Below are 26977 nucleotides of genomic sequence, written 5' to 3' on the forward strand. Positions count from 1 at the left end.
CTGAGGTCGCCCCCTGCTCCCTGGGCACCCTCCCCGTGACGGCTGCTAGATTCACACACCTGCTCTTCAAGGCAGAGCGCGTCCCTCTCCCCCTTGTGGGGAGAGGCTAGGAGTGGGGGTGGCTCCGCCAGCCTCCGCAGCATCAGGGTCGCACAACCACCCCCACCTCCTACTCCTCCCCGCAAGGGGGAGGAGGGCAGGGTAGCGCGCATACCGCGACATGTGTGCCTATAGTCGGCCGGGGGGGCGCGCTACGGCGCCGGCTTGCTCAGCTGGTCGAACAGCCCACCATTGTCGAAGTTCTTCTTCTGGATATCGTCCCAGTTGCCCTGAAGATCCTCGATCTTGAAAAGTTTCAGTTCGGGCAGCTGCGCCAGATGCTCGGGCTTGGCGGCCTCACGCTTGATCGGGCGGTAATGATGCTTGGCGAAGATCGCCTGCGCCGCGTCCGAATAGAGGAACTGGAGATAGGCCTCGGCCTGCTTGCGGGTGCCCTTCTTGTCGACATTGGCATCCACGAGGGCGACCGGCGGCTCGGCGTAGATCGAGGTCGGCGGAACGATCACGTCGAACTTGTCGCGGCCGAACTCTTCGAACACCAGATAGGCTTCGTTCTCCCAGGTCGGCAGCACGTCGCCGAGACCGCGCTGGGCGAAGGTCACGGTGGAGCCGCGCGCGCCGGTATCGAGCACCGGCACTTGCTTGTAGAGCTGGCCGACGAAGGCGTTGGCTTTGTCCGCGTTCTTGCCTTCCTTCTCGTAGGCGTAGCCCCAGGCCGCGAGGAAGTTCCAGCGGCCGCCGGCGGAGGTTTTCGGGTTCGGGGTGATTACCTTCACGTCGGGCTTCACGAGATCGCCCCAATCCTTCACGTTCTTCGGGTTGCCCTTGCGCACGAGGAACACCACGGTCGAGGTGTAGGGCAGGCCTTCATTGGGCAGCTTGGTGCGCCAATCGGCAGGAATCTTCTTCGAGATGCGGCTGATTGCGTCGATGTCGGAGGGGATGCCGAGGGTCACCACATCGGCCGGGATGCCGTCGATGACGGTGCGGGCCTGCGAGCCTGAGCCGCCATGGGCCGCGCGGATGGTGACCGTCTCGCCGGTCTTCGCCTTCCACTCCTCGATGAAGGCCGCGTTGATCTCCTTATAGAGTTCCCGCGTCGGGTCGTAGGAGACGTTGAGGAGTTCGGTCTGCGCCTGGGCGCTGCCGGTGGCGAACAGCGCGGACCCGAACCCTGCCGAGACTAGGCCGAGCGAACCGGCGCACAGGGCAATGACACGTCTGCGGCTGGACAGACGGCGGGCATTCGGCGGGGAGGATAGGTTCGAGCTCACAGGTTCGTCTCCGGCTACATCGCGGCTGCGGGACAAAGCCGTCCCGACGCCTCGGTGGCGCTAGGTTTCGTTCGTTTTAAAGAACAATGTCAAGCTTGACCGAGGGGTGCCTCTTTCGTTCTAGATAGGCAATTCTCCTTACGAAAGCGAAGGCGTGAGGAGGAAAACATTTGCTATAGAAATATGTTCTATCTATATCCGCTAAAGTAGAATATATAGCCTCGGTCGGCTGGTTCTATAGAACGAACGTTCCGTAACATTTCCGGCGCCAATGTGCATTGCAGCATCCGGCCCGGTTTCCCGGGTTCGTACGCGCGGAGTGTCTCATAGGTGGGGTCGGTCATGGAGCAGCGATAGCGCGCCATTCCGGCCAGACACGACGGAAAACCGGATGCGGGAACCCACAGCCGGTTATGCTGGCAGAAGGGCTTCCCGAACGCCTGAGAATCAGGAGATCGGGACAGGCTTGGTCTAGAAGGAGCAGTGCCTGCGCAGGCGTCCCTTCGAGGAACGGCTCAGTCGGAGGCGAGGGCGACCAGGGAGAACAGGGTCGCGAGCAGGATGTTTCCGGCGACGACGAGAACGAGGACGGTCATGGGATGGGATTTCGCGGGTTGGCGGAAGACGGGCCGGGCAGGTCCAGCACGTAGGCGCGACCGATAGCACCGCAATTCTGAACGCTGTGTGTCGTCTCGCTCATCCCTCTGACGGATCGCGCCTGTAACGGGTCACCCCTTCCGCCGACCGAGCTTCGACAGCAGGGATTCGATGCGTTCGCCAACCAGTTCGATCAGCGAATCGGCGTAATGGGCCCGCAGGTTCAAACCGAGATGGCGTCGCACGCTCGCCGTGAGCGATACCGGCCTGCCCCGCGGCGTCCGACCGTCCTGCCCGTCATCCGGCTGCATTTTGGTCATGAGGGGAACTCCGCTCATGCCGACTTCCCAAGGAGGGACTGGGTCGGCCCTGACCGGTAGGCTGCCAGGGAATGGTTAAGAACAATTTTATCCATTTCCGTAAAAAGTCTGTAAGGCCAAGCTTCTAGGGCGAGCGTCCCGTTTTCCCTTATCTGTCAATGACATTTTACATTTTTCGAAGCGAAATAAATCCGCCAGCCATACCTCCGGGAGGAAACGGCGCGGGTGCAAAGGGTTGCGTCCGGCCAAGCCCCCTGCCGATCCGCAAACAGGGTTACCGAATGGTTTCCAGCTGTGGACGGCTGCGCCGAAGCGGGGTTACAACGCTCTCGCTCACTGAGTCGGATTCAAGTGTTCGGAGAGCAAAAATCGCATGAAGGGGAGATCTTCAAAGAATGCAGACCATCACCATCACAGTGCGAGAACGTGACACCGTATTAGCGGCGCTGCGTTACTATCAATTCTATCGCCTTCAGGGCCATCCTTTCGATCCTCGGCAAGATCACCTGATCGATGCAATTGCAAGTCACTCAGGTGAAAGTCTAGATCTTGCGGAGATCGACGATCTTTGTGCCGGCATTCAGGGCAACAAACACGCCTTGAGCGCGGCTGCGTAACACCCCCACAGGGGTCCTCGATACGTCGGCTGCGGCCCTCCTGCGCCGCCTAAAGACGGGGATGGGCCGAGCGCCGCACACTCCACGTCTTCGCCAAGACGACGCTGGTCGGGGCGGATGTCCGAAACGGCCTCAAAAAGAAAAACCTTCTCTTTTCACGATTTGCCAGGACATCCTTCACGACCCGCTGGGCCATCACCCATCCGGCCCACGTGCAGGCCGCAGGCACCGTGCCGGGCTCCCCCGGCCGGTGCGCCGCGACGATGCCCGAAAGCTCGACCGGACCCATCGGCCCTTCGCTTCACGGAGCCTTGGCGAGCTGATTCTTGGCCCGCTCGACCGCCGCGTTGCAGGCCTGGGCGTCGCCCTTGCCGTCGGCGGTGCGCGCCTCGTCCAGGGCGACCTTGGCCTGCATCGCGGCATCGGCGCCTTTTCCCGCCTCAGCGGATTTCTCCGGCGGAGCGGCCGGGGTGGAGGCATTGCCTCCCTGCGCGGTTTCTCCCTGGCCTTCGCGCGCGCCGGCCGCCGCCTTACCCGAGGTCGAGGCGGAGATGGCGCCCGTCGCCTCGTCCTTCACCCGCGTCTCAAGGCGCGCGATCTCTTCCGAACAAGGTGAGGCGAGGGCCGGGCCCGCCGCGAGGCCGACGGTGAAGCCGGCAGCCAGCAACACGGCGAGGGGACGGGATTTCTGAATCATGGGGTATCCTCAAGGGGGGCTGTGACGGGACAACCCGTGTCCGTCCCCTTCGGCTCCCCTGACGCGGCGAAGTTTACGCCTCGGCGAACCCTGTCGATCCCGGCCGCCCACCGCCATGGTCGTGGTCGCATTCACCGTGGTCGGCCAGCACCTGGATGACCCGGCACTCCCCCACCCGCCCGTGGCCACATTCCGTCACCATGCGCTGCAGCTCCGTACGCAGGGCGATCAGCCGGGTGATGCGCTGCTCCACCTCCGCGAGGTGCCGTCGCGCCAAGCGGTCCACCTCGGCGCAGGATTCCTCCGGTTGCGCGCTCATGGCGAGAAGTTCGCGAATCGCATCGACCTCGAAGCCGAGTTCGCGCGCGTGACGGATGAAGTTGAGCCTTGCCACCTCGGCGTCGCCATAACGGCGCTGCTGCCCGTCGGTACGCGGGGGCGACGGCATCAGCCCGACCTGCTCGTAATAGCGGATCGTCGGCACCTTCACTCCGGCGCGGCGCGACAGAATTCCGATCGGGAACGTCATTTTCCGCTTGATCCTCTAGTCGCTAGAGCTTGTAGGCTCCTGTTTAACGACGAAACGAGGAGAGAGCCATGGCCGAATCCTGCTGCGGCACGAGCCTGAACCAGACTGAAACCCACACGCATGTGCATTCCCACGATCATGCCCCTGGCACGGGGGGCGCGCACGACCACGCCGTGGCGACGCAGGCTCCGAAGGCCTCGCCCCACGAGGAATCCTGCGGCTGCAGCGGCGGCGTTCCGGTCTTCGACGGGGTCGATCCGCGCTATAAACGGGTGCTGTGGTTCGTCATCGCCCTCAACGGTGCGATGTTCGTCACCGAGATGGCGGCCGGCCAGGCGGCTGGTTCGCAGGCGCTGAAGGCCGACGCCCTCGACTTCCTGGCCGATACCGTCACCTACGGCCTCAGCCTCGCGGTCATCGGTGCGAGCCTTCGCACCCGCTCGTTGGCGGCTCTGGCCAAGGGGGTAAGCCTCAGCCTGATGGCGGTCTGGGTCTTCGGCTCGACGATCTACCAGACGCTCGTCCTCGGCGTGCCGAGCGCGGAATGGATGGGCGGGATCGGCCTGCTGGCATTGGCCGCCAACGTCGCCTCGGTGCTGCTGCTGATGCGCTACAAGGACGGCGACGCCAATGTCCGCTCCGTCTGGCTGTGCTCGCGCAACGATGCCATCGGCAACATCGTGGTGATGGGCGCGGCGCTCGCCGTCTGGGGCACCACATCCGCCTGGCCGGACCTCGCGGTCGCCGCCCTGATGGCCGGTATCTTCCTCACCTCCTCCGTCCAGATCCTGAAACAGGCCTGGGGCGAGTATCGCGAGGGGAACCGGGAGGCGCGGGTCTTGGCGGCCGAGTGAGGGGGGGACCACCTTGATATGACGTGGTCATTCCGGGGCGCCGAAGGCGAGCCCGGAATCCAGAGCCACCAAAGGTACAGGACCTTGCGCTGTCGGCGTTTCTAGATCCCGGACTCTGCTGCGCAGCCCCGGGATGACGTCGCTGATCCGGAAAATCTTCGGCCCCTTACAAGAAAGGGGCCGAAGAGTGTTGCGGTCTTACGAGCTCAGCTGGTCGCGGATCGGCAGCTGCCGGATGCGGCGGCCGGTGGCGGCGAAGACCGCGTTGGCGATGGCCGGCGCCACGGGGGGGACGCCCGGTTCACCGACGCCGCCGAGCGGACGGCTGTAGTCGTTGTTCTGGATCAGGTGGACGTGCAGCTCCTTCGGGGCGGCGTCGAGACGGGTGATCTCGTAACCGTCGAAGTTGTTCTGCTGCGCGCGCCCGTCCTTGAAGGTGATTTCGGCCGACAAGGCCAAGCCCATTCCCATGACGACGGCACCCTCCATCTGCGAGCGGATACGCTCCGGGTTGACCTGCGGCCCGCAATCGACGGCGATGTCGATGCGCTTGACCGAGACTTCGCCCTTGGCGCCCACTTCGACCTCGGCGGCGACCGCCGTGTGGGTGACGAAGCTGTAATGCCCGGCAATGCCGAGGCCCCGTCCCTTCGGCAGCTTGCGGCCCCAGCCGATCCCCTTGGCCGCCGCCTCAATGACGCCGCGCAGGCGCGCGGTCTCGATCGGGTAGCGGGCCGGGTCCTCGCCGTAATTCCACACATCGCCGATGGTGGTCGGGTCGATCACCCGGTCGGGGCCGATCAGGGCCAGCAGGTACTCCTTCGGGTCCTTGCCCGCCGCGTGCGCCAACTCGGCGACAAACGACTGGATCGCGAAGGCGTGCGGGATGTTCGACACCGAGCGGAACCATCCGATGCGCACATGCGCGTCGGCCGCCGGGTTCTCGAGCCGGATATTCGGCACGGCGAACGGCGTGTTGGTCAGTCCCATCCCGAGCTCGAAGGGCAGCTCGTTCTTGGCGCCGGCGGCGAAGATCGAGCCGATCGTGGGCGCCGCCGAACGGTGGAGCCAGGCCACCGGCATGCCCTTGTCGTCGAGGCCGGCCTCCAGGCGCTCCACCGAGATCGTGTGGTAGTAGCCGTGATGGAGGTCGTCCTCGCGGGTCCAGGTGAGCTTGACCGGCGCACCGTCCACGGCCTGGGAGCACAGGGCCGCCTCGAGCACGTAATCGGGCTTCGACTTGCGGCCGAAGCCGCCGCCGAGCAGCGTCACGTTCACCCGCACCTTGTCGGCAGGCAGGTTGAGCTTCTTGGCCAGGCGGTCATGGGTCGCCTGGGGAGCCTGTGTGCAGGCCCAGGCTTCGCAGAACCCGTCCTTGATCCGCACGGTGGCGGCCGGCGGCTCCATCGGGGCCTGGACGAGATGGGGCACGAAATATTCGGCCTCGATCCGCTGCTTGGCCTTGGCCATGGCACCGTCGACGTCACCCTGGTTGCGAACGACCTTGCCGGGCGCGCGTGCCGCCTTCTCCAACTCGCCGCGGAAGGCGACCGAATCGTAATGGGCGTTCGGGCCGTCGTCCCAGGTGATCTTCAGGGCGTCGCGGCCCTTCATTGCCGCCCAGGTGTTCTTGGCGATGACGGCGACGCCGCCGATCGGCTGGAACTCGGACGGGATCTCGGGCGTGTCGATCTTGAACACCTTGACCACGCCGGGGACCTTCATGGTCTCGGCATCGTCGTAGCTCGCCACCTTGCCGCCGAAGACCGGCGGGCGGGCAACGAGGGCGTAGAGCATCCCGTCGAGACGGGTATCGAGGCCGTACATGGCCTTGCCGGTGGTGAAGTCTTGGTTGTCGATGAGGCCGATCTTGCCCTTGCCGATGAACTTGAAGGCTTTCGGATCCTTCAGGGTCACGCTCTCGCGAGCGGGCACGGCGAGTTCGGAGGCTGCCGCCGCTACGTCGCCATAACCGAGCGTGCGCTTCGACTTGGCATGGCTGAGGACCGAGTTCTCGGCCTTCACTTCCGCTGCAGGCACGCCCCATTGCTTGGCGGCGGCCTGGACCAGCATGGCCTTCGCCGCCGCACCCGCATGGCGCAGATGCGGGAAGAAGTGGCGCAAGCTCCGCGAGCCGTCGGTGTCCTGGTTGCCGAAACGAGCTTCGTCACCCCAGGCCTGGGCGACCTTCACCTTGGCCCAATCCGCCTCGAGCTCGTCGGCGACGACGAGGGCGACGGAGGTGCGTACCCCCTGGCCCATCTCCGAGCGGTGGCAGGTGATGGTCACGGTGCCGTCCGGCGCGATGGCCACGAACACCTTCGGGTCGTCCTGCCAGCCATGCGGCATGGCATCGGCGCCGAATTTCTTCGGCTCGTCCTTCTTGTCCTCGGCACGCGCGGAATCACGCCAGGACAGGGCGAGCACCAGGGCGCCCATGCCGCCGAGCATGGCGCGGCGGCTGACATTGGCGAGAGCGCTGGGCGCTTCGGGGGCGGCGGTCGTCTCGGTGGCGAGGTCGGCCATGATCTGTGCGTCGTGAATCACAGGCGCTCTCCCTTGTTGGCAGCCGGCGCGTTTCCGGCGGCCTGATGGATCGCGGCGCGGATGCGCGGATAGGTGCCACAGCGGCAGAGGTTGCCGCTCATGGCCTCGTCGATCTGGGCGTCGTTGGGCTTCGGCGTCTCCTTCAGGAAGGAGGCCGCCTGCATCATCTGCCCGCACTGGCAATAGCCGCATTGCGAGACGTTCAGGTCGCGCCAGGCCACCTGGACCGGATGGTTGCCATCGGGCGAAAGCCCCTCGATGGTCACCACCTCCTGGCCTTCGGCTGCGGAGATGGGGGTGACGCAGCCGCGCACGGCAGTGCCGCCGAGATGGATCGTGCAGGCGCCGCACAGGGCCTGGCCGCAACCGAACTTGGTGCCGGTGAGGCCGACTTCGTCACGCAGGAACCACAGCAGCGGCATGTCGGGATCGCCGTCGAAGCTGCGTTCAGCCCCGTTCACGGTGAGTTTGATCATCGGTCTATCCTGTCATCGATCAGGCCACGGACCGGTCGAGATCGGCGGGCTACCGATCCGTTGGGCTCGCGAATACCTTGGAGGTCGTCACTCAGGCGCGGGGCGCGCGCGACATCGTCGCCGTCCCGCATCGAAACGTCCCTGAGGTGCGGCAGCGGATCCGGCGCCCCTCGACAGGGAACCGTCGCAGTGCACGAAGCCCCCACGCCCCGTACCTCATAATGAATCCAATTAAACGGTAGGGGTGCTGCGGTGCAACGGCCGGCAGCCACGGGCGTCACTTTCGTGAAGCTCGGCCGAGGATTCGATGTGCTGTTGCGCACAGTACGTATCGGGCGTCTGGGACGCTTTCGAATGTCGCTCGTTGTTTATGCCGGCTCTGCAGACATCGCTCCAGCGGGCCTCGGTGAAGCGCCAAACCTTTCGAATCGCTTCGACATAACGGTGCTTGAACCGTCCGGCACTTCGCCTCGATCAGGTCTCCACGAGGCCGAAGCTGGACCCGCTCGCCTCGGAATCACCGCGCCCATGGGGCAGAGCGAGGTATTCCGATGAGCGCATCTCGATGAGGCGCGAGACCGTGCGGTCGAACTCGAACGCCTCTCGGCCCTCGGTCGCTGTGTAGAGACCGGTCGGCTCGGCAGCGGCCGAGGCGATCAGTTTCACGTGGGCATCGTAGAACGTGTCGACGAGGGTGATGAAGCGCTTGGCTTCGTTGCGGTTCGCCTCGCCCATCACCGGAATGTCCGAGAGGATCACCGTCTTGAAGGAATGGGCGATGGCCATGTAGTCGGCGGCGCCCAGCGGCTGGGCGCAAAGGTCGGCGAAGCCGAACCGGGCGACGCCGGCGGCCTCCTCCGGCACGGCCACCTCGCGGCCTTTCACGCGGATCGTGGCAGGCTTGCCCCGGGCTTTGCCGGTGAGCCCCTTGAAGGCCTGATCGAGGGCGGCGGCGGCCGTCTCGTCGGCAGGCACATGATAGACCGAAGCGCCACCGAGCTTCTCCAGGCGGAAATCCGTGCGGGAATCGAGCTTCAGGATCTCGACCCGGCTCTTCAACTCCGCGACGAAGGGCAGGAACAGCGCGCGGTTGAGCCCGCCTTCATAGAGCCGGTCGGGCTCGACGTTGGACGTCGCGACGACGGTGACGCCGCGCTTGAACAACGCCCCGAACAGCCGGCCGAGGATCATCGCGTCGGCGATGTCGGTCACGGTGAACTCATCGAAACACAGCAGCGTCGCCTCGTCCGCCAGGGCGTCGGCCACCACTGGGATCGGGTCGTCACCCTTGGCCGTGCCCGCCTTGAGGGCCTGCCGGTGGGCATGGATGCGCTCATGGGCATCCGACAGGAAGCCGTGGAAATGAACGCGGCGTTTCTTGCCCGGCGCCGCCTCGTGGAACAGGTCCATCAGCATGGTCTTGCCGCGGCCGACGGAGCCCCAGATGTACAGGCCCTTGGGCGGACCTTCGCTGTCGCCGCTGCGGCCGAACAGCCAGCCGAGCGCGCTGCCCTTCTTCGCCCGACGCCGCCGGTCGAGATCCTGGACCAGCCTGTCGAGGGCCTGGACCAGATGAATCTGAGCCGGGTCGCGCTCGATGGCGCCCGTCGAGACCAGCATGTCGTAGCGCGCCGAAACCGGACCGGCAGGAGAATCACTGCCCTGCGAACCGGCGGAGGATGCGGAACCTGAGGGGGGACTCACGGCGATGGCGACCTTGGATACGGGACGGCGCAAGGGCCGCGTGCGCGTCGATGGAACCGGTCCGGCGACAGGCCCGAAGACCGGTCTGCCGCGCGTCGCCGGAGGGATCAAGCGCGGCATGACGGCCGGATGACGTTTTGTTGCATTGCACAAAATCGGCGGCAATGCCATCTCGTGGCCTCCTCGAGGGAGGTCACGCCCGGAGCCAGCGCACATCAGCGCGATGTCATCCGGAGTACGACGGCACAATGCCCGACACCATTTCGACCGGACCGAATGTCCGGCGCCTCTGGCCCAGCGACCGAGCCATGGTCGAGGCCTATTTCCTGCGGCTCGACCCCGATACCAGAGCCAATCGGTTCATGGCCGCCGTGAGCGATGCCGCGGCCGTTGCCTACGCGGCCCGCGCCCTCAAGGTCGAAGGGCTGGTCTTCGGCGGTTTCGTCGAGGGGACCTTGCGTGCGCTCGGCGAATTGCGCCCGCTCACCGGCCCCGTGCCGGGGCTGAGCCTCGGCCGCGATGCGGAGGCGGCCTTCGCCGTGGAGCGCGGGTTCCGCCGCAACGGCCTCGGCCATGCCCTCTTTCGGCGGATCGTCTCGGCGGCGCGCAACCGCGGCGTCCGCGATCTTCATGTCCGCTGTCTGAGCCGGAACGGCCCGATGCGCGGGCTCGCCACCAAGCTCGGCGCCGAAGTGACCCTGGCCGATGGCGAAGCGGAGGGGGCGCTCGTCCTCGCCCGTCCGACGCCCGCCTCCCTCTGGCGCGAGGGGATCGACGAGGCGCTGGATTTCACCCTGGCGGTGGCCGCCGCCGCCGAGCCGCTGAAACGAGCGGCGTGAGAGATCAAGCGGATTGGCGGCGAGGTCGCCGGACGCTATCCTGGGTTACTCTCGGGCGTCGCCGTCGGCTTCGCATTCGCCCGGCTCCCTGTTCGAAAAGATCACTCCGCCATGAGATCCGTGCTCGTTGCCTGCATCGTCCTGGCTCCTCTCGCCGTTTCGGCGCAGGAGCGGCCAGCGACCCCCGCCATGCTCTGCGCCGACGCCGCCGCCCTGGTGAACCGCGTCGGGGCCATCGTGATGACGACGGGGCCGATCACCTACGACAGGATCGTCCGCGACGGTGGGTTCTGTCCCCTGCCGGAAGCGCCCAAACCCGCCTACGAACTCACCCAGGACGTGGCGAAATGCTTCGTCGGGTATGTCTGCCGCGACAAGTTCAACGAGGGCAGCACGCGCGACTGAGTCCGGTCGCGGTTCAGGGCCACGGCCAAGCTGCCTTGTTGAAGCCAAGTCTCCACCCGATGGCCGCCGCACCACGGCGCTAACGAAGCTCCTTCGATCACGATCGGGGAGGGGGCTTCTCATGACCATCGGCGAGAATTCGGCACAGGATCGGCGTTCCCGGGAGGGACACGCCACGACGCGCCTAGAGCATTGCGTCGCCCATACACTCCGCGTCATCGAGGCGGCCCGCATCGAGCGGGAGGATGCGCCGGTGAAGGCGGCCCGTCGCCATCTGGCGGAAATCTACGGCGTCACGCGGCTCAACCGACGCCTGGAGCGCAATCGACATTCGGCGTGAATCCGGCGGCGTTCAGCGCGGCGCACGCCCCGGTTTCATCGCCAGCCAGATCGTATGGCGGGCGCCGCTGGTGACATTGGCCCTGACAGGAACCTCCTCCACGGCGAACCCGCCCCGGCGAAGGCGCTGAGTAAAGGTCCGGTCCGGATGCGCGGACCATACGGCGAGCACGCCGCCGGGCCGCAGGGCCGTCATGGCCGCGCCCAATCCCGCCCCGTCATAGAGCCTGTCATTGGCCGCCCGGGTGAGCCCGTCGGGGCCGTTATCGACGTCGAGGAGGATGGCGTCGTAGGCGGCGGTCGCCGAGCGGATCGCGCCGACGACATCGCCGATCCGCAGGTCCACCCGCGTATCATCGAGGGCATTCGCCGACAGGGCGCTCAATGGCCCGCGCACCCATTCCCCGACGTTCGACACGAGTTCGGCGACGACGATCGCGGCGTCGGGGCGCAACGCATCGAGGGCCGCGCGCAGGGTGAAACCCATGCCGAGACCACCGATCAGGAAACGCGCGCCCGCGCGGCCTCCGACCCGCTCCGCCGCGAGTGTCGCGAGCGCCTTCTCCGAGCCGCTGAGGCGGCTGTTCATCAGCTCGTTATGTCCGAGCTGGATCGAGAATTCGCTGCCGCGCTGAAGCAGCCGCAACTGGCCCTCGTCCCCGGGGATCGGTGCGGTGTCGAGGACGAGCCAGGGAATCATGAGCGGGGCCGGCGGGACTGCATGCCGACCCGGCTATCACAGCTGGGGCGGGGGATCACGCGATGCCGGGCAGGCGCCCCTCCCCCGACAGGGGAGGGGCCATTGGCATCCGGCTAGAACAGGCCTTCGATCTGCCCGTTGGCATCGAGATGGATGCCCTCCGAGGCGGGGACCTTGGGCAGGCCGGGCATGGTCATGATCTCACCGCAGATCACCACGACGAAGCCGGCGCCGGCCGAGAGCCGCACGTCGCGCACGGAGATGAGGTGGCCCGAGGGAGCACCCATCAGGTTCGGGTCGGTGGAGAACGAGTACTGCGTCTTGGCCATGCAGACCGGCAGGTTGCCGTAGCCGTCCTTCTCGAACTGGGCGAGCTTGGTGGCGGCCTTCGATTCCACCTGGATGTCGCCCGCGCCGTAGAGCTTGGTGGCGATGGTCTTGACCTTGTCGGTGAGCTTGGTGTCGGTCTCGTAGGCGAAGGTCAGCGGCTTCTGCTCGCCTTCGGCCAGCTTGACCACGGCCTGCGCCAGCTCCTCAGCGCCGGCTCCGCCTTCCGCCCAATGCTTGCAGGTGATGGCCTCGACATCGAGCTTCTCGCGGCACAGCTCCTTGAGCTTGGCATGTTCCGCGTCGGTATCGGCGTAGAAGTGGTTCACACCGATGACCACGGGCAGGCCGAAGCCGCGCACATTGGCGACATGCCGGGCGAGGTTGGCGAAGCCCTTCTCCAGGGCGTCGAGGTTCTCGGAGCCGAGCTCCTTCTTCGACACGCCGCCATGCATCTTGAGGGCGCGCACCGTGGCGACGATGACCACCGCCGAGGGTTTCAGCCCCGCCTGCCGGCACTTGATGTCGATGAACTTCTCGGCACCGAGATCCGCGCCGAAGCCGGCTTCGGTGACCACGTAATCGCCGAGCTTGAGGCCGGCGCGGGTGGCGATCACCGAGTTGCAGCCATGCGCGATGTTGGCGAAGGGGCCGCCATGGATCAGGGCAGGGTTGCCCTCCAGGGTCTGGACCAGGTTCGGCTGCAGCGCGTCCTTGAGTAGCACGGTCATCGCGCCGGTAGCCTTGACGTCGGCCAGCGTCACCGGCTTGCGGTCGCGGGTCTCCGCGATGACGATGCGGCCGAGGCGCGCCTCGAGGTCGTCGAGATCACGGGCGAGGCAGAACACAGCCATGACTTCCGATGCCACGGTGATGTCGAACCCGTCCTCGCGCGGGAAGCCGTTGGCGACACCGCCCAGCGACTGGGTGATCGACCGCAGGGCGCGATCGTTCATGTCGACGACCCGGCGCCAATGGATGCGGCGCACGTCGATATTGAGCTCGTTGGCCCAGTAGACGTGGTTGTCGATGAGCGCGGCGGCGAGGCTGTGCGCCGAAGTGATGGCGTGGAAATCGCCGGTGAAGTGCAGGTTGATCTGCTCCATCGGCACGACCTGGGCCTTGCCGCCGCCGGCGGCACCCCCCTTCATGCCGAAACACGGGCCGAGCGAGGGCTCGCGCAGACACATCACCGTCTTCTTGCCGATGCGGTTCAGCGCATCGCCGAGGCCGACCGTGGTCGTGGTTTTGCCTTCGCCCGCCGGGGTCGGGCTGATCGCGGTCACAAGGACGAGCTTACCCTCGGGCTTCGATTCCAGCGACTTGATGAAGGCATGGTCGATCTTGGCGATATGCCGGCCGTAATGGTGCAGGGCATCTTCCGGCACGCCGATCTTCTCGGCCACCTGCGTGATCGGCTGCAGGGTAGCCGCGCGGGCGATCTCGATGTCTGAGGGCATTGGTCTCTCCCGGTCTGTCGTCGCGATGGCGTGTCGCGCTTAACGCTTCTTGTGGACGATCGTGGGTTCGCGGCGTCCGGCGGCGACCCGCGAACAATCCATGCTTCACCGTTGCCATCACTGTGAGCGATGGAGCAAGCAAAAGCGCGTCGGAATTTTTCAACGCGTCTGCAAAATTTCATTTGAGAGCGCCGAGGCTCAGGCGGGCCGCCCGCCTAGGCGGTGTGCGGGGCGGAGTCAGCCCGACATCGCCGTCGCCGTGTAGCCGGCCTGGTTCAGCGCCTCGGCGATCGTCAGGCTCTGGGCGTCGGTGGTGATCGCCACGCGGCCGTGATCGCGGTCGACGGCGACATGCGCCTCCGGATCGATCCGCAGAATGGCCTTGCGCACCGCCTCAGCGCACCCGTCGCAGGTCATGCCGTCCACCTGCATCAGCAGGTCTACCCGTCTCGTATCCATCCAACCGCTCCCGTCGCTGGGTCACGTCTCGCACCTCATGTAGAGCCAAATCCCCTCCCGCCGCGAGGGGGGATGGTCCGGGAGGCCTCGGGGGCGCTGCCAAGCTGGCTGAAGCCAAGCTTCGAAGCTCATGCAACACATGGCAAAAAACCGGTTCACGCAGCCCGCGCCCATCTTGTGGGACCTCGTCGCCTCGGCGACAAACGGAGCCTGTCTCGATTTGCGTAAACCGTGAGCGAGGCCCCGTGATCTCCGCTCGATCGTCGTGAGGATAAGAGTATTCCGATGGCCCGGATCGTCGGCCGACGCACGGGCCCGTGGCTCCTGAGTCTCATCGGGTTCGTGGTCCTGGCGCCGCTCGCAGTGATCTCCCCCCTCGGCGGCGCCTTCGGACTGGCGGCCATGAGTGGTCTCGTCGCCATCCTGGCCGCGCGCCGGGCGCGCACGCTCGACCTGCGGTGCGAGAAGCTTTCGGGAGAGCTGGATATCCTGTCCCAACGCCTGGTGCGCCTGGAGACGGTGGCCCGGCTCATCGCCGACCAGCAGATGCGGATCGAGCGCGCCCGCGCCGAGGAGGACGGCCCGGCGGAGGCCAAGGCCCCCAAGGAATCCTCGGTGGATGCCGCCGTGGAGGAGGTCACTGCAGAAATCGGCCTGCTCAGTGGCATCGTCCGCGAACTCGCCGCCGTGGTCGCCACGCAGGACGGAGAGATCGCCCGCCTGAAGGCAACGCCACCGGCCGCTCCCGCTCCGACCCCGATCGCCCGTCGTGACGCCGCGGATGCCTCCATCGTCCCGCCGCCTTCCCCGCCGCCGAGAACCGAGACCGCTGCGGCGCCCTGGGTGCCGCGCGCCTGGCCACCGCAGGAGCGGTCCGAGACGGTCGCGGACCGGGTACGGCCGGACCGGAGCCGGGATGCGGTCATGGTCGCGGCCTTCGACGGCGGCGGGCTCGAAGTCCATCTCCAACCCATCGTCTCTCTGCCGCAACGCAAGGTCGTGTCCTACGAGGCGCTGGCGCGCCTGCGACTCGGCGCCGACATTCTCAAGCCGGAACTGTTCCTGCCGGCCCTCGAACGCCATGGGCGAACCACCGAACTCGATCGCCGCATGCTTCCCCTCGTCGCCACGGTGGCCCGCCACCTCAGCGGACGCGGCAGTCAGGCTGCTGTGACGTACGGCCTGTCGCCGCATTCCCTGTTCGAGCCCGGCTTCCTGCGCACGCTGCCGCGGCTGCTCGCCGGTGAATCCGCGCAGTCGGGACGCCTCGTGATCGCACTGCCCCAGTCGAGCTGGCGCAGCCTCGACGCGGAGCAAGCCGGCGCCCTGGCAGAACTGCGCGGTCGCGTGGGCTTCGCCCTGGACCGTCCCGTCGACCTGCGCCTCGACCCCCTGGCCCTGGCCGATCGGGGCGTCAGTCAGGTCAAGGTGCCCGCCGATCTTCTCCTGCGACCCGATCCCCGCCAGGCCATGCCCGATATCGCCCTGGACGATCTCGTCGCCTCCTTGTCCCGGGCCGGCATCCGGCTCGTCGCCGACGCCGTCGAGCGCGAGAGCGACGTTCCCGATCTCATCGACCTCGACGTGCCGCTGGCGCAGGGCTCGGTCTTCGCCCCGGCCCGAGCAGTGCGGGCCGAGGTCCTTGCCGCCGCTCCGGTTCAAGCCGCGCCGCCAGAGACGCCACCATCACCTCAGGAACCCGGCGACGATCCCGAACCGCCGCCGCAGCGCCGGCCGTTCCGCGACTTCCTGCGCCGGGCCGGCTGAAGCCCCCTGCTTCGATCCCGATGCGTTGATTTCGGAGTCCGGCGGGCCTAACCGGTCGGCCATCCCGTCATGCCCCGAATTCCTTGCCAGTCAGGCCAGATCCATGAGCGAACCGTTCGCGCGCGCCACAACGCCGGCGCAGATCCCGACCCTGGGCGGTCTTTCAGACGTCGCCGAGCGCTACGACCTCATTCTGTGCGACGTCTGGGGTGTGCTCCATGACGGGACGCGGGCTCATCGGGGGGCGGGCGAGGCGCTGATCCGATTCCGCACCCTGCCCGAAGCCGGTCGCCGACGGCGCGTCATCCTCGTCTCGAATGCCCCACGCCCCTGGGCCGGCGTCCAGACCATCCTCGATGGCTACGGCGTGCCGCGCGAGGCCTATGACGCCATCCTTACCTCCGGCGACCTGACCCGGCGCCTGATCGCGGAGCATCCGGGCGAGCGCATCCACCATCTCGGGCCGGAACGCGACGCGACGATCTTCGATGGCCTCGATATCCGCCTCGTGGCGGCCGGTGAGGCGGAGCGGGTGCTCTGCACCGGCCTGTTCGACGACACGGTCGAGACGGCGGAGGATTACCGGGATACGCTGGCCGGCTTCCGGGCACGGGACGTGCCGATGATCTGCGCCAATCCCGATCTCGTGGTCGAGCGCCAGAAGAAGTTGATTCCCTGCGCCGGCCTGATCGCGCAAGCCTATGCGGAGATCGGTGGTTCAGTGACCTATGCCGGCAAGCCGTACCGTCCCGTCTACGAGGCGGCGCTCGCGATGGCGGCGGACCTCGATGGCGGCACCGCGCCGGACGTCGCCCGCGTCCTCGCCGTCGGCGACGCCCTGCGTACCGATATCGCGGGGGCGGCGGCCTACGGAATCCCGAACCTGCTGGTGGCGCGCGGCATCCACGCGGAGGAGCTCGGCGTCCTGGCCGAACACGACACGCTCGGCGAGGTGGCCGAATGGCTGGCCCGCCAGGAGGTCCACCCGGATGCCGTCATCGAACGATTGGTCTGGTAGGCTCCCGCGGCTTGATCGTTCCAAAGCCGCGAGGCCCGACTGATCACGCGAACAGAGCGTCGATCTCGTCCTGGGCCGTGGCGGGGCCCTTGATCTGTGGTCCGTTGAGGAGGAGGAGCTCGGCCCGAACCCGGCGCTCCACCTCCGCCGGATCTGTGCCGCTTTCGTCCTTCGCCTTCACGGCGGTGGCGAAGCGCGACAGCCGATTTTCGAGCTGCCGCAGGGATTCGCTGACCTTCGCGATCCGCTGCCCAGTAATGTCCTGGAACGTGCAGGCCTCGAAGATATCATTCATCCGTGACTCGACCGAGGCACGGTAGTTCTTGTCGTTGGGCAGGCTGAGGATTTCCTCGGCTGCCGTCATGATCGAGTTCGTCGCGCCGGCCGTCGCCTCGACGACGCTGCCGAGTTCCACATGGGCCATCGGCAGCCGGTCGCGGGTGAGCTCGTTCGCCCGCAGGGCCGCGATCTCCTTGCGGACATGCGCGATGTAGTCGGCGATCTCGACCAGCTCGCGGATCAGCGATGGGCGTGTCGATGCCAGCGTAGGGCCGTTCGTCCGTGCTTTCTCGCCCATGCCTATCGCTCCACGACACTCTGCTTCGTCGAAGAAGGGAAAGCGGGTCTGCGGCTCAAGCGCCGCAGACAGCCTCGATCTTGCTCTTCAGGGTTGCCGCATTGAAGGGCTTGACGATGTAGTTGTTCACGCCGGCCTTCTTGGCCGCGATCACGTTCTCGGTCTTCGATTCGGCGGTGACCATGATGAACGGCGTGGTGCGCAGGGCCTCGTCGGCACGGACGTGGCGCAGCAGCTCGTAGCCCGTCATCGGCTCCATGTTCCAATCGGAAATCACGAGACCGTATTTGCGGTTCTTCAGCCGAGCCAGGGCCGCTGTTCCGTCAGAGGCATCGTCGACTTCTTCGAAGCCGAGCTGCTTGAGCAGGTTGCGGATGATGCGGACCATCGTCTGATAATCGTCCACGACGAGGATCGGCATGCCGAGATCGAGGGCCATGGGTCGGGGTGCTCCGTCGGTGCAGGGCCGGTGCGGCGCGCCGCGGACCGGATCAGTGGCAATATTTCTTGGGGAAGCGCCGCCACGCGCCGCCTCTCGTTCGTGAAAGTACCGCACCCCGCATTGCGAAGCGGTTAATTGGACAGGGGATCTTGCATCCCGCACTGATCGACCGTCACTTCCCTTGACCCTCCCCCGGCTTTTCGACAGGTTCCGGCGCGAATTCCCCCTTCGGTCGCTCCTTCGGCCGCTGCATTTTCGAGACCGCTTGAACCTGATGGCGCCTGCCGACGACCTTTCCGCGCGTCCCGCAGCCCGCTCCCCGTCGGGGCGGCCTTTCATCATCTGCCGCGAGGACGAGGCGGTGCCGGCATCCCTCGCGGGGGCCATCGCGGCGATCGGGAACTTCGACGGCGTGCACCGGGGCCATGGCGCCCTGGTCGAGGCCGTCCGCGAGGAGGCGGACAAGCGCGGCCTCCCGGCGGTGATGCTGACTTTCGAGCCGCATCCACGCGCCTATTTCGCTCCCGACCTGCCGATGTTCCGGCTGACGGGCCCGGCCGCCAAGGAGATCGTCTTCGCCCGTCTCGGCCTCGACGGCCTGATCGTGCGCCGTTTCGACGCGCTCATGGCGGGGACGACTGCCGCCGGTTTCGTCCACGAACTGCTCAAGCGCGAACTTGGCGTGTCCGGCGTCGTGATCGGCCACGACTTCCATTTCGGGCGCGGGCGGGAGGGAACGCCGGAGGTGCTGGCTCGGCTCTGCGCGGAGGCCTCCCTCGCATGCCGGATCATTCCCGCCGTCTCCATCGGGGAGGGGGAGGCCCCCGTCTCGTCGAGCGCGATCCGGGAAGCCCTGCGGCAGGGCGACATCGTCCTAGCGAACCGGCTGCTCGGCTACCGCTGGTTCGTCTGCGGGGAGGTCCGGCACGGAGACAAGCGCGGCCGTACGTTGGGATATCCCACGGCGAACGTGGCGCTGCCCGATTGTGGCCTCGCCCACGGCATCTACGCCGTCCGAATCGGGCTACCCGATGGATCGGTCCGGGACGGCGTCGCGAGCTACGGGCGGCGCCCGACCTTCGACGACGGCGCTCCCCTGCTCGAAGTCAACCTGTTCGGCTTCTCTGGCGATCTCTACGGACAGACCATCGCGGTGGAGTTCCTGGGCTACATCCGCGGCGAGGAACGCTTCTCCGGCGCCGAGGCCCTGATTGCCCGGATGGATGTGGACGCGGCCGAGGCGCGCGCGCTCATCGCAAGCGACCGCGTTCCGTCGATGATCGGCTGAATTCCGTCGCGGCCACCGGGTCGCGATATCCGCCGGCTCAGCGCTTGGCGGGATCGATCGAGGCGAGGCGACGCGCCGCCTCTTGCAGCGCGCTCTGGTGGCCGTTGCCGCTGAGAGCATAGACCGAGCGGCCCGCCGTCCAGTAGACGGTCTCCCCGTCGCCCGGGCTCGCCACCTCGCCGGTGAAGGCCGCCTCGCTGGTGCCCCGCGCTGCGAACAGCGAGACTTCGCCGAGATCGGGGGCGTCGATCATGACCTCCACCCCGGCCCCGTGACGGGCGGGCACGATCTGGACATCGCGCACCGACCAATCCCCCGGCAGGTCCGGCAGGACGATGCCGGTGGCACTCGAGATGCCAGCCTTGTCGTAGCTCGGCGAGGCGGGCGAGCCGAGGCGGGCGCGGATATGGGCCACTTCCCTGGCCTGGCGCGCATCGGCGACCAGGGCAGGGTCGACCGGTGCGGCGAAGGTGTCGGGCACGCCGAACACGCCCGTATCCGAATGCGCGATCCAGCCGGCGCCCACGAGGAGCACGATCACCGCCGCACGCTTCAGCCGCTCACCGGCGCGCCGCCATGCCATGGATCGGTCGAGGCGGCGGGCCGCCGCGCGGTTGCGCTCCGGACCCGGCCCGGGCAGCTGCGCGAAGGCCTGACGCAGGGCGTCCCTGTCATGCATCTCGGCCATCACCCGCGCGGCAGCCGCCGGCGTTTGGGCGAGATAGGATTCCACCTCGAGCCGGCGCATGACGTCGAGCTGTCCGTCGACGAAGGCGGCGAGGTCACTGTCGGTGATCGGGTCGATCATGACGGTCGGTATCCAGTTCAACGATCGAAAGCGGTGACGCTTTCATGCAGTCCTGACACTCGTCACCGAGTGCCCTCGAATTCGGTGCGGTTACGGACCGCCCATGGCCTTGGATGCGAGCCGGATGTCCTGCCTCGTATCCTGGCCGTTCCAGTCGCTGACGAGGCGGAGATGCGGCCGCTCGGGCTTGCCCGAACCTGATCCGGGCGAAGAACCGGAACGGCTTCGGCCGCTGCTGGCCTCGCCTTCCTCAAAAGCGCGCAGGGCCGCGCGGCCACGCCCGAGTCGCGACATCAGAGTGCCGATGGGAATACCGAGCACCGCCGCCGCGTCGGCATAGGCCATGCCCTCGAGGGTCACGAGATGGAGCGCGGCGCGCTGCTCCTCGGGCAATGTGAGGAAGGCCTGGCGGATCTGGGCGAGGCGCACCTGCCCTTCCTGGGACGGCGGTACGCTCTCGTCGCTCATCTGGACGAGGGATTCGGCGTGGCGGGCTTCCACCCGCTTGCGGCGTTGGTCGTCGATGAAGACGTTGTGCAGGACCGTCATCATCCAGGTCCGCAGGTTGGTGTTCGGCCTCACGGAGAGGCCGGATTCCAACGCGCGGACGAGGGTGTCGTGGACGAGATCGTCGGCTTTCAGCGTGTCGCGCGTCAACGAGCGCGCATAGCGTCGCAAGGGGACCAGAAGGTCGACGATGGAGGAGGCGGTCTGAGTCGGTTCGGCCGTCATGAATCAGTTAACGCGCGAGCCCGGCCGGCTAATCCGACCGGGCGGCACCCTATTGATAGGTCGCCTTGAGATTCAGCGTGCAAGTCCGTCCGATCCCCTCGTAATGCTCGGCGAGCCAGGCTTGCGCCGCCGCGCGGCCCTTGTCGCGGAGGCCTTCGAACACGCCGAGCCGCGCATCCATCCGCGAGGACGCCTTGTAATCGTCGAGGGCGCCGGTCCCGTCGATGCGATGGACCAGCATGCGGTGGTAGTCGTTGCGGCCGAGCACCCCGTCCTCGATCAGGCCGTCGACGAAATCGATGGCGCGCAATTCACGCATCAGGTTGGCGTTGAAGGTGATCTCGTTGAGCCGGTCCTGGATCTCTTCGCGCGAACGCGGAGTTTCGCGGCGCTCCACGGGGTTGATCTGGACCAGCACCACGTCGCGCGTCTGGGCACCGTGGAAGAGTGGGTAGATCGGCGGATTGCCGAGATAGCCGCCATCCCAATAGGGCACGCCGTCGATCTCCACCGCCTGGAACACCGTGGGCAGGCAGGCCGAGGCCATCAGGTGATCGATGCTCAAGGTATCCCGCTCGAAGACGGCCAGCTTGCCCGTCCAGACATTGGTGGCCGAGACATAGATCCCGGCGGTCTCCGCCGCCCGGAGGCGTTCGAAATCCACGTGCTTGGCCAGGGCCTTGCGTAGCGGGTTCACGTTGAGCGGGTTGGAGACGTATGGGCTGGTCTTGAGCGCCCTGGTCCAGAAGTCCAGGATCGGGTTCTGGCTCCAGAGATCGAACAGCTGGTCGAACAGCCCGCGCTGGGCCGGCCACAAATCGCCGTCGAGGCTCGCCTCACGCCAGAACCGGTCGAGAGCGGCGCGGGCGCCCTCCGGCCCTCCGGCGATCCATCCGTCGACCATCACGACCGCGTTCATCGCGCCGGCGCTGGCACCCGTGACAGCCTCGAAGGCGAGACGTCCATCCTCGATCAGGGCATCCAGCACGCCCCAGGTGAAGGCGCCATGGGCGCCGCCGCCCTGCAGGGCCAGGGCCACGGTCTTCTCGGCTTTCGGACCGGCAAGGCTGACGGCTGGACGCGAGACGGGCCGCGACTGGGCCACTTCCCTATCGGTAGAGGGCGAATCGACCGGGGAGGAAGGTTCGGATTCGAGCATCGTCAGCTCCACGTGGCGGGTTTGCACAGGCGCATCGAGAGGGTGCACATGGGCATGCTGCAATGCAGCATCAAAGGTCGCAGGGCAGCAAACCGGTGGCTGCATGGATCGGTTCCGCGTGGGACGCCCCTGTGACTCACATGTCGCACTGCGCCAATTCCCTCGACATCGCCCATGGGATAAGACATGTCACCCGACGCTGGGCCAAAGTCTCGTGCGCGGTCCGTCCTGCCCCGTGGTTCTCCCATGCGGTCAGCGGGCTTGACGCACGCGACGCCCCATCTCAGCTAACCGGCAGAGCCCTCGGTCACCGGGCTCTTCACCCGATCTTCGCAAAGGATCGGTAGAATTCGATACCAGACGACCATGGCCGGGCGCTCGCTCCAGGGCAGGCCAGGCCATAGGTAAGGTCAGCGATGGACGCCATGATGGAAGCCACCCCAGCCGATTCGTTCGGCCCCGGCATCTCGATTACCGGCCCGGAGATCGCCGGTCCCGCGCCGCGCCACCGCACGGTGGGCGTGACTGTCGGCGAGGGCGAGGGAGCGGTCACCGTCGGCGGTGGCGCTCCGGTCGTCGTCCAGTCGATGACCAATACCGACACGGCGGATATCGACGCCACCGTGGCACAGGTCGCCGCCCTGTCGCGGGCGGGCTCCGAACTCGTGCGCATCACGGTCGACCGCGACGAGGCCGCCGCCGCCGTCCCGAAGATCCGTGACCGTCTCGCCCGCATCGGCGTTCACGTGCCGCTGGTGGGCGACTTCCACTATATCGGCCACAAGCTCCTCTCCGATCATCCGGCCTGTGCCGAGGCACTGGCGAAATACCGGATCAATCCGGGCAATGTCGGTTTCAAGGAGAAGAAGGACACGCAGTTCTCGACCATCGTCGAGCAGGCGGTCCGCTACGGCAAGACCATTCGCATCGGCGCCAATTGGGGTTCCCTCGACGAGGCGCTGCTCACCCATCTGATGGACGAGAACGCCCGGTCCGCGCGTCCCATCGATGCCCGCGCCGTGATGCGCGAGGCCATGGTGCGCTCGGCATTGTCCTCGGCCCAGCGGGCCGAAGAGCTCGGTCTCCCCAAGAACCGGATCATCCTCTCGGCCAAGGTCTCGGCGGTGCAGGATCTGATCGCGGTCTACCGCGAAGTCGCCCGGCGCTCGGATTACGCGATCCATCTCGGCCTCACCGAAGCTGGCATGGGCTCGAAGGGGCTGGTGGCGGCCTCGGCGGCCATCGGCGTGCTTCTGCAGGAAGGCATCGGCGACACGATCCGTTATTCGCTGACGCCCGAGCCCGGCGGTGACCGGACCGTCGAGGTCAAGGCATCTCAGGAACTCCTGCAAACGATGGGCTTCCGCACCTTCGTGCCGATGGTCGCTGCCTGCCCCGGCTGTGGCCGCACCACCTCGACGACGTTCCAGGAACTCGCCCGCGACATCCAGAACTGGATCGTCACCTCGATGCCGGAATGGAAGAAGACCTATCCGGGCGTCGAAGGTCTGAACGTCGCGGTGATGGGTTGCATCGTCAACGGCCCCGGCGAATCGAAGCATGCCGATATCGGCATCTCGCTTCCCGGCACCGGAGAGACCCCCACCGCTCCGGTCTTCATCGACGGCAAGAAGGCGATGACCCTGCGCGGTGCCACGCTCGCCAAGGATTTCGAGACGGTGGTGATCGATTACATCGAGCGCCGTTTCGGCCAGGGTGCCCGCACCGCCGCCGAGTGAGATCCTCCGTCGTGAGGATTAGCGTCCCGCGTCGTGCAGCCGCGGGACGCATTCGCTCGACCTACCGCGGGAGAGGGTTTCTTCGTCACGGGTTCGTCGTTCTCGACCCCCTGCCCGCGTGATACGGATCTGGCATGCTTCGCGCAGGTCTCCTCCCCAGAGGTGTCCTGCGGAGATGCGCGCTCACTGATTTGGGTCGCCAGGCTGGCAGCGAGTTGCCGGGGCGAGGCGGGAGACAGGGCCTCCACGATCCGGATGGTCGCTAGGTCGGTCGCCAAGGTCCCTCGGTCGAAGTCCAGCGTAAAGCCAAGCCTCCTCGTTCGATTCCCTTTCCCGTCGCAGAAGCCTGATCACAGCGCATGACGCAAACCGCCACCCCGAGCGTACCCGGCGCTCAGCCCGACCCCGCGGCTCGTCCCGAGACAGGGCCAAGCGAGCATGGGCATGGGAAGACGAGCTTCTGGACGCTGGTCGTCGGCTCGGTCGGCGTCGTCTACGGCGATATCGGCACCAGCCCGCTCTATGCGTTCCGCGAGGCGCTCGGCCCGGCGAGGGCCGACGGCATCTTGCTGACCGAGGAAGTTCTCGGCACGACGTCGCTGATCCTCTGGGCGCTGCTGCTGATCGTCACGATCAAGTACGTCGTCATCCTGCTGCGCATGGACAATAACGGCGAGGGCGGCATCCTCTCGCTGATGGCATTGGCCCGCAAGGCGCTGGGCGGGTCGCGCATCGTGTTCATGCTCGGGTTGCTCGGCGCATCCCTGTTCTACGGCGACGCCGTCATCACGCCGGCCATCTCCGTGCTCTCGGCGGTGGAGGGGCTGAAGCTCGTCACCCCGGCCTTCGAGCATTACGTCCTGCCGATCACGGTGGCGATCATCTTCGCCCTGTTCATGGTGCAGAGCCGGGGCACCAGCAAGGTGGCGGCCTTCTTCGGCCCGATCATGGTGGTGTGGTTCCTGGCGCTGGGGCTCGCGGCCCTGCCGCACATCGTTTCGCGCCCGGAGGTCTTCCAGGCCTTCAATCCCTGGTACGCGCTGCACTACCTCCTCGGCCACGGTACCGGGGCCCTGGTGGCGCTGGGCGCGGTGTTCCTGGCGGTGACCGGCGCCGAGGCGCTGTTCGCCGATCTCGGGCATTTCGGACGCCGGCCGATCCAGGTGGCCTGGCTCGGCCTCGTGGCCCCGTGCCTGACCCTGAACTATCTCGGCCAGACGGCGCTGGTCCTCAACGCGCCGGACACGACCGACCCGTTCTACCAGCTCGTGCCCGAATGGGGTCTTCTGCCCATGGTGATCCTGGCGACCATCGCCACCGTCACCGCGAGCCAGGCTGTCATCACCGGTGCGTTCTCGCTGTCGCGCCAGGCGATCCAGCTCGGGCTGCTGCCACGCCTCGAAATCCGCCACACGTCGGAATCGCATTCGGGCCAGATCTTCCTGCCGCAGGTGAACATTCTGCTGCTGATCGGCGTGGTGGTGCTGGCCGTGCTGTTCCGCTCCTCCTCGGCGCTGGCCTCCGCCTACGGCATCGCCGTGACGGGGACGATGCTGCTCACCGCGAGCATGGGCTTCATCGTGCTCTGGAAGTCGTGGAAATGGTCGCCGATCGCCGCCGCCGCCGCGATCATGCCGTTCATCGTCATCGAGTTCCTGTTCCTGCTCTCGAACATGCTCAAGGTGTTCGAGGGCGGCTACGTGCCACTCGTGCTGGCCGGGATGCTCATCATCGTGATGTGGACCTGGGTGCGGGGTGTGAACATCCTGTTCAACAAGACCCGCAAGACCGACGTGCCGCTGCTCGAACTCGTCGGCATGCTGGAGAAGAGCCCGCCCCACCATGTGCGCGGCACGGCGGTGTTCCTCACCAGCGACCCGTCGATCGCTCCGGCGGCCCTGCTGCACAACCTCAAGCACAACAAGGTGCTGCACGAGAAGAACGTCATCCTGACGGTGGAGACCGTGGACACGCCGCGCTCCAGCGATGCGGACCGCATCCGCATGGAACCGATCGGCCCGCACTTCTCGAAGATCGTGATGAAGTTCGGCTACATGGAAACGCCGAACATCCCGCGGACGCTGACGCTCCTGAAGAAGCAGGGCTTCAAGTTCGACATCATGGCGACGTCGTTCTTCCTGTCGCGCCGCTCGATCCGCCCGGCGGCACATTCCGGCATGCCGCTCTGGCAGGACCGGATCTTCATCACGCTGGCCAAGAACGCCAACGACGCCACCGACTTCTTCCAGATCCCCACCGGCCGTGTCGTGGAAGTGGGGACTCAGGTCACCGTCTGAACCGGCCGGGTCACGGCCTCGGCAGGTTGATGATGGGCGGCGGCGGGGGCGCTTCCGGGGCGAGCGCTGCCAGCGTCGCCGGGCTTTTGCCCGCCGAGCCTCTGGCAGCCGGACCCTGGGCATGAGCGACCCGCGTTGTCGTCGCCGGTTTCGGTGAGGTTTTGGAATGCGCTCCCTGGCTCACGGCCGCATGGGAGGTGGCGACGGCGCGACCCGGTTCAGCCTGGACTGCCTGGATCGCTGGAGCGGGCTGGGTGCCCGTCACCTCCGGTACGGCGGCGGCCACCGTTGCCACGGGAACGCTGGTGGGAGCCGAATTCGCGACGGCCTGGACCGATGCGGACGGGGCCGCCTCGGGGGCGGCGAGCGTCGGTGCGGCCGCATAGGCCAGGGCGGCCGGCGGGCGGGCCTGCTCTACGGCGCCGGGCTTGCGCTTCTCGTAGAAGGCGTTGCCGCCGGCCACCGCGACGTAATGCATGTTGTTGTAGTGGAACGTGCGGCCCGCCGTGTGGAAGTACATGGCGCGGCCGACCTTGGGATGGCGCTGGCCGGCCAGGACCGCGTCGGCCGCGTCTGCGACCTTCGTCAGGTCCTTCTCCGCCATGGGCTTGGTGAGCACGCCGGTGGCGAACTGGCGGGGCTGGCCGACGACGGCGCAGATGCCGCCATTCGGGAAGGCGGCGGCTTCGAGGCGGTTCATCACCACCGTGCCGACGGCGAGCAGGCCCTCGGAATCGCTGCGGTTCGATTCGAAATACATGGCGCGGCCGAGGCAGTCGCGCTCTTGGTCGCTCACCGCCATGGGTTTGGCCGCGAGGCCCGGGCCGCCGAGGGAGCCGGTCGTGGTGGGGGAATTGCAGGCACCGAGGCCCATCGTCGTCATCAGCAGGACTCCGTAAAGTCCCGTCGTCGCCGATCGGGGATACCCCATGCCGTCTCGCTCCCG

28 protein-coding genes are annotated in these 26977 nt (G+C 66.9%); 11 read left to right on the top strand and 17 right to left on the bottom strand.

The genetic code is table 11. The features are described 5' to 3' along the window. Nucleotides 1–251: 251 nt before the first annotated feature. From ACYQOP_RS06715 to ACYQOP_RS06725, 3 genes are all read right to left on the bottom strand, one after another. Nucleotides 252–1268 carry a sulfate ABC transporter substrate-binding protein gene (locus ACYQOP_RS06715; RefSeq protein ID WP_461225226.1) on the bottom strand — a complete coding sequence of 339 codons (1017 nt, stop codon included), beginning with the start codon at nucleotides 1266–1268 and terminating at the stop codon, nucleotides 252–254. Between the two features lie 581 nt (nucleotides 1269–1849). Further along, nucleotides 1850–2005 carry a hypothetical protein gene (locus ACYQOP_RS06720; RefSeq protein WP_156652680.1) on the bottom strand — a complete coding sequence of 52 codons (156 nt, stop codon included), beginning with the start codon at nucleotides 2003–2005 and terminating at the stop codon, nucleotides 1850–1852. A gap of 57 nt (nucleotides 2006–2062) precedes the next feature. After that, nucleotides 2063–2251 carry a hypothetical protein gene (locus ACYQOP_RS06725; RefSeq protein ID WP_461221805.1) on the bottom strand — a complete coding sequence of 63 codons (189 nt, stop codon included), beginning with the start codon at nucleotides 2249–2251 and terminating at the stop codon, nucleotides 2063–2065. 395 nt (nucleotides 2252–2646) lie between these two features. Between ACYQOP_RS06725 and ACYQOP_RS06730 the strand changes: the two genes are divergently transcribed. Beyond that, nucleotides 2647–2868: a hypothetical protein gene (locus ACYQOP_RS06730; RefSeq protein WP_018045985.1), complete on the top strand. Its 222-nt coding sequence runs from the start codon at nucleotides 2647–2649 to the stop codon at nucleotides 2866–2868. A gap of 301 nt (nucleotides 2869–3169) precedes the next feature. Here ACYQOP_RS06730 and ACYQOP_RS06735 read toward each other — a convergent pair whose 3' ends face one another. Together ACYQOP_RS06735 and ACYQOP_RS06740 are read right to left on the bottom strand one after the other, a co-directional pair. Beyond that, entirely contained in the window at nucleotides 3170–3565 is a 396-nt protein-coding gene (locus ACYQOP_RS06735; protein WP_056422839.1) for a hypothetical protein, read from the bottom strand. Nucleotides 3566–3638: 73 nt separating this feature from the next. Next, nucleotides 3639–4094 carry a MerR family transcriptional regulator gene (locus ACYQOP_RS06740; protein ID WP_461221806.1) on the bottom strand — a complete coding sequence of 152 codons (456 nt, stop codon included), beginning with the start codon at nucleotides 4092–4094 and terminating at the stop codon, nucleotides 3639–3641. A gap of 68 nt (nucleotides 4095–4162) precedes the next feature. Here ACYQOP_RS06740 and ACYQOP_RS06745 point away from each other — a divergent pair, with 68 nt between their 5' ends. Beyond that, nucleotides 4163–4948, top strand: coding sequence for a cation transporter (locus tag ACYQOP_RS06745; RefSeq protein ID WP_461221807.1), 786 nt, complete (start codon nucleotides 4163–4165; stop codon nucleotides 4946–4948). A gap of 198 nt (nucleotides 4949–5146) precedes the next feature. Here the strand turns inward: ACYQOP_RS06745 and ACYQOP_RS06750 are convergent, their stop codons facing one another. The 3 genes from ACYQOP_RS06750 to zapE form a co-directional block, all read right to left on the bottom strand. Beyond that, nucleotides 5147–7495 (bottom strand): xanthine dehydrogenase family protein molybdopterin-binding subunit, encoded by a 2349-nt coding sequence (locus ACYQOP_RS06750; protein ID WP_461221809.1) that lies wholly within the window; start codon nucleotides 7493–7495, stop codon nucleotides 5147–5149. After that, a complete protein-coding gene (locus ACYQOP_RS06755) occupies nucleotides 7492–7971 on the bottom strand; it encodes a (2Fe-2S)-binding protein (protein WP_056422827.1) in 480 nt (159 codons plus the stop codon). The genes ACYQOP_RS06750 and ACYQOP_RS06755 overlap by 4 nt, the downstream gene beginning before the upstream one ends. Before the next feature lie 474 nt (nucleotides 7972–8445). Beyond that, on the bottom strand, nucleotides 8446–9591 hold the full coding sequence (gene zapE / locus ACYQOP_RS06760; protein ID WP_461221811.1) for a cell division protein ZapE: 1146 nt from the start codon (nucleotides 9589–9591) through the stop codon (nucleotides 8446–8448). An 88-nt stretch (nucleotides 9592–9679) separates the two neighbouring features. Here zapE and ACYQOP_RS06765 point away from each other — a divergent pair, with 88 nt between their 5' ends. From ACYQOP_RS06765 to ACYQOP_RS06780, 4 genes are all read left to right on the top strand, one after another. Continuing rightward, a complete protein-coding gene (locus ACYQOP_RS06765; protein WP_461221812.1) occupies nucleotides 9680–9808 on the top strand; it encodes a hypothetical protein in 129 nt (42 codons plus the stop codon). 115 nt (nucleotides 9809–9923) lie between these two features. Next, a complete protein-coding gene (locus tag ACYQOP_RS06770) occupies nucleotides 9924–10514 on the top strand; it encodes a GNAT family N-acetyltransferase (protein ID WP_461221813.1) in 591 nt (196 codons plus the stop codon). A 111-nt stretch (nucleotides 10515–10625) separates the two neighbouring features. Continuing rightward, nucleotides 10626–10919, top strand: a complete 294-nt coding sequence (locus ACYQOP_RS06775; RefSeq protein WP_461221814.1) for a hypothetical protein — start codon at nucleotides 10626–10628, stop codon at nucleotides 10917–10919. Between the two features lie 121 nt (nucleotides 10920–11040). Next, nucleotides 11041–11259 (top strand): hypothetical protein, encoded by a 219-nt coding sequence (locus ACYQOP_RS06780; protein ID WP_056422815.1) that lies wholly within the window; start codon nucleotides 11041–11043, stop codon nucleotides 11257–11259. A gap of 12 nt (nucleotides 11260–11271) precedes the next feature. On the opposite strand, the gene ACYQOP_RS06785 is transcribed toward ACYQOP_RS06780, so the two are convergent. The 3 genes from ACYQOP_RS06785 to ACYQOP_RS06795 form a co-directional block, all read right to left on the bottom strand. Beyond that, a complete protein-coding gene (locus tag ACYQOP_RS06785) occupies nucleotides 11272–11958 on the bottom strand; it encodes a polyamine aminopropyltransferase (protein WP_311275613.1) in 687 nt (228 codons plus the stop codon). A 113-nt stretch (nucleotides 11959–12071) separates the two neighbouring features. Beyond that, complete coding sequence (locus ACYQOP_RS06790) at nucleotides 12072–13745, bottom strand: formate--tetrahydrofolate ligase (RefSeq protein WP_207411104.1); 1674 nt, start codon at nucleotides 13743–13745, stop codon at nucleotides 12072–12074. A gap of 237 nt (nucleotides 13746–13982) precedes the next feature. Further along, entirely contained in the window at nucleotides 13983–14204 is a 222-nt protein-coding gene (locus ACYQOP_RS06795; RefSeq protein ID WP_056422806.1) for a heavy-metal-associated domain-containing protein, read from the bottom strand. Between the two features lie 285 nt (nucleotides 14205–14489). On the opposite strand from ACYQOP_RS06795, the gene ACYQOP_RS06800 reads away from it, so the two are divergent. Together ACYQOP_RS06800 and ACYQOP_RS06805 are read left to right on the top strand one after the other, a co-directional pair. Next, nucleotides 14490–15971, top strand: coding sequence for an EAL domain-containing protein (locus tag ACYQOP_RS06800; RefSeq protein WP_461221816.1), 1482 nt, complete (start codon nucleotides 14490–14492; stop codon nucleotides 15969–15971). A 103-nt stretch (nucleotides 15972–16074) separates the two neighbouring features. Beyond that, a complete protein-coding gene (locus ACYQOP_RS06805) occupies nucleotides 16075–16989 on the top strand; it encodes a TIGR01459 family HAD-type hydrolase (RefSeq protein ID WP_461221817.1) in 915 nt (304 codons plus the stop codon). Nucleotides 16990–17032: 43 nt separating this feature from the next. Here the strand turns inward: ACYQOP_RS06805 and ACYQOP_RS06810 are convergent, their stop codons facing one another. Together ACYQOP_RS06810 and ACYQOP_RS06815 are read right to left on the bottom strand one after the other, a co-directional pair. Beyond that, the gene (locus ACYQOP_RS06810; RefSeq protein WP_056422799.1) at nucleotides 17033–17566 is read right to left on the bottom strand and encodes a protein phosphatase CheZ; all 534 of its coding nucleotides are present in this window, start codon (nucleotides 17564–17566) and stop codon (nucleotides 17033–17035) included. A 55-nt stretch (nucleotides 17567–17621) separates the two neighbouring features. Beyond that, nucleotides 17622–18005, bottom strand: a complete 384-nt coding sequence (locus ACYQOP_RS06815; protein ID WP_018046001.1) for a response regulator — start codon at nucleotides 18003–18005, stop codon at nucleotides 17622–17624. Between the two features lie 277 nt (nucleotides 18006–18282). On the opposite strand from ACYQOP_RS06815, the gene ACYQOP_RS06820 reads away from it, so the two are divergent. Next, complete coding sequence (locus tag ACYQOP_RS06820) at nucleotides 18283–19296, top strand: bifunctional riboflavin kinase/FAD synthetase (RefSeq protein WP_461221818.1); 1014 nt, start codon at nucleotides 18283–18285, stop codon at nucleotides 19294–19296. Nucleotides 19297–19333: 37 nt separating this feature from the next. Here ACYQOP_RS06820 and ACYQOP_RS06825 read toward each other — a convergent pair whose 3' ends face one another. The 3 genes from ACYQOP_RS06825 to ACYQOP_RS06835 all read right to left on the bottom strand — a co-directional run bounded on the left by ACYQOP_RS06825 (nucleotide 19334) and on the right by ACYQOP_RS06835 (nucleotide 21995). Next, nucleotides 19334–20104 (bottom strand): anti-sigma factor family protein, encoded by a 771-nt coding sequence (locus tag ACYQOP_RS06825; RefSeq protein WP_056422795.1) that lies wholly within the window; start codon nucleotides 20102–20104, stop codon nucleotides 19334–19336. A 90-nt stretch (nucleotides 20105–20194) separates the two neighbouring features. Further along, complete coding sequence (locus tag ACYQOP_RS06830) at nucleotides 20195–20836, bottom strand: sigma-70 family RNA polymerase sigma factor (protein ID WP_461221819.1); 642 nt, start codon at nucleotides 20834–20836, stop codon at nucleotides 20195–20197. A 49-nt stretch (nucleotides 20837–20885) separates the two neighbouring features. Continuing rightward, nucleotides 20886–21995: a patatin-like phospholipase family protein gene (locus tag ACYQOP_RS06835; RefSeq protein ID WP_461221820.1), complete on the bottom strand. Its 1110-nt coding sequence runs from the start codon at nucleotides 21993–21995 to the stop codon at nucleotides 20886–20888. Between the two features lie 416 nt (nucleotides 21996–22411). Between ACYQOP_RS06835 and ispG the strand changes: the two genes are divergently transcribed. Next, on the top strand, nucleotides 22412–23734 hold the full coding sequence (ispG, locus tag ACYQOP_RS06840) for a flavodoxin-dependent (E)-4-hydroxy-3-methylbut-2-enyl-diphosphate synthase (protein WP_056422789.1): 1323 nt from the start codon (nucleotides 22412–22414) through the stop codon (nucleotides 23732–23734). A gap of 359 nt (nucleotides 23735–24093) precedes the next feature. Beyond that, nucleotides 24094–26031 (top strand): potassium transporter Kup, encoded by a 1938-nt coding sequence (locus ACYQOP_RS06845; RefSeq protein ID WP_207411098.1) that lies wholly within the window; start codon nucleotides 24094–24096, stop codon nucleotides 26029–26031. Nucleotides 26032–26041: 10 nt separating this feature from the next. On the opposite strand, the gene ACYQOP_RS06850 is transcribed toward ACYQOP_RS06845, so the two are convergent. Next, a complete protein-coding gene (locus ACYQOP_RS06850) occupies nucleotides 26042–26914 on the bottom strand; it encodes a cell wall hydrolase (RefSeq protein WP_405030625.1) in 873 nt (290 codons plus the stop codon). Nucleotides 26915–26977: the final 63 nt, after the last annotated feature.

It is taken from the genome of Methylobacterium sp. CM6247, assembly GCF_054817925.1.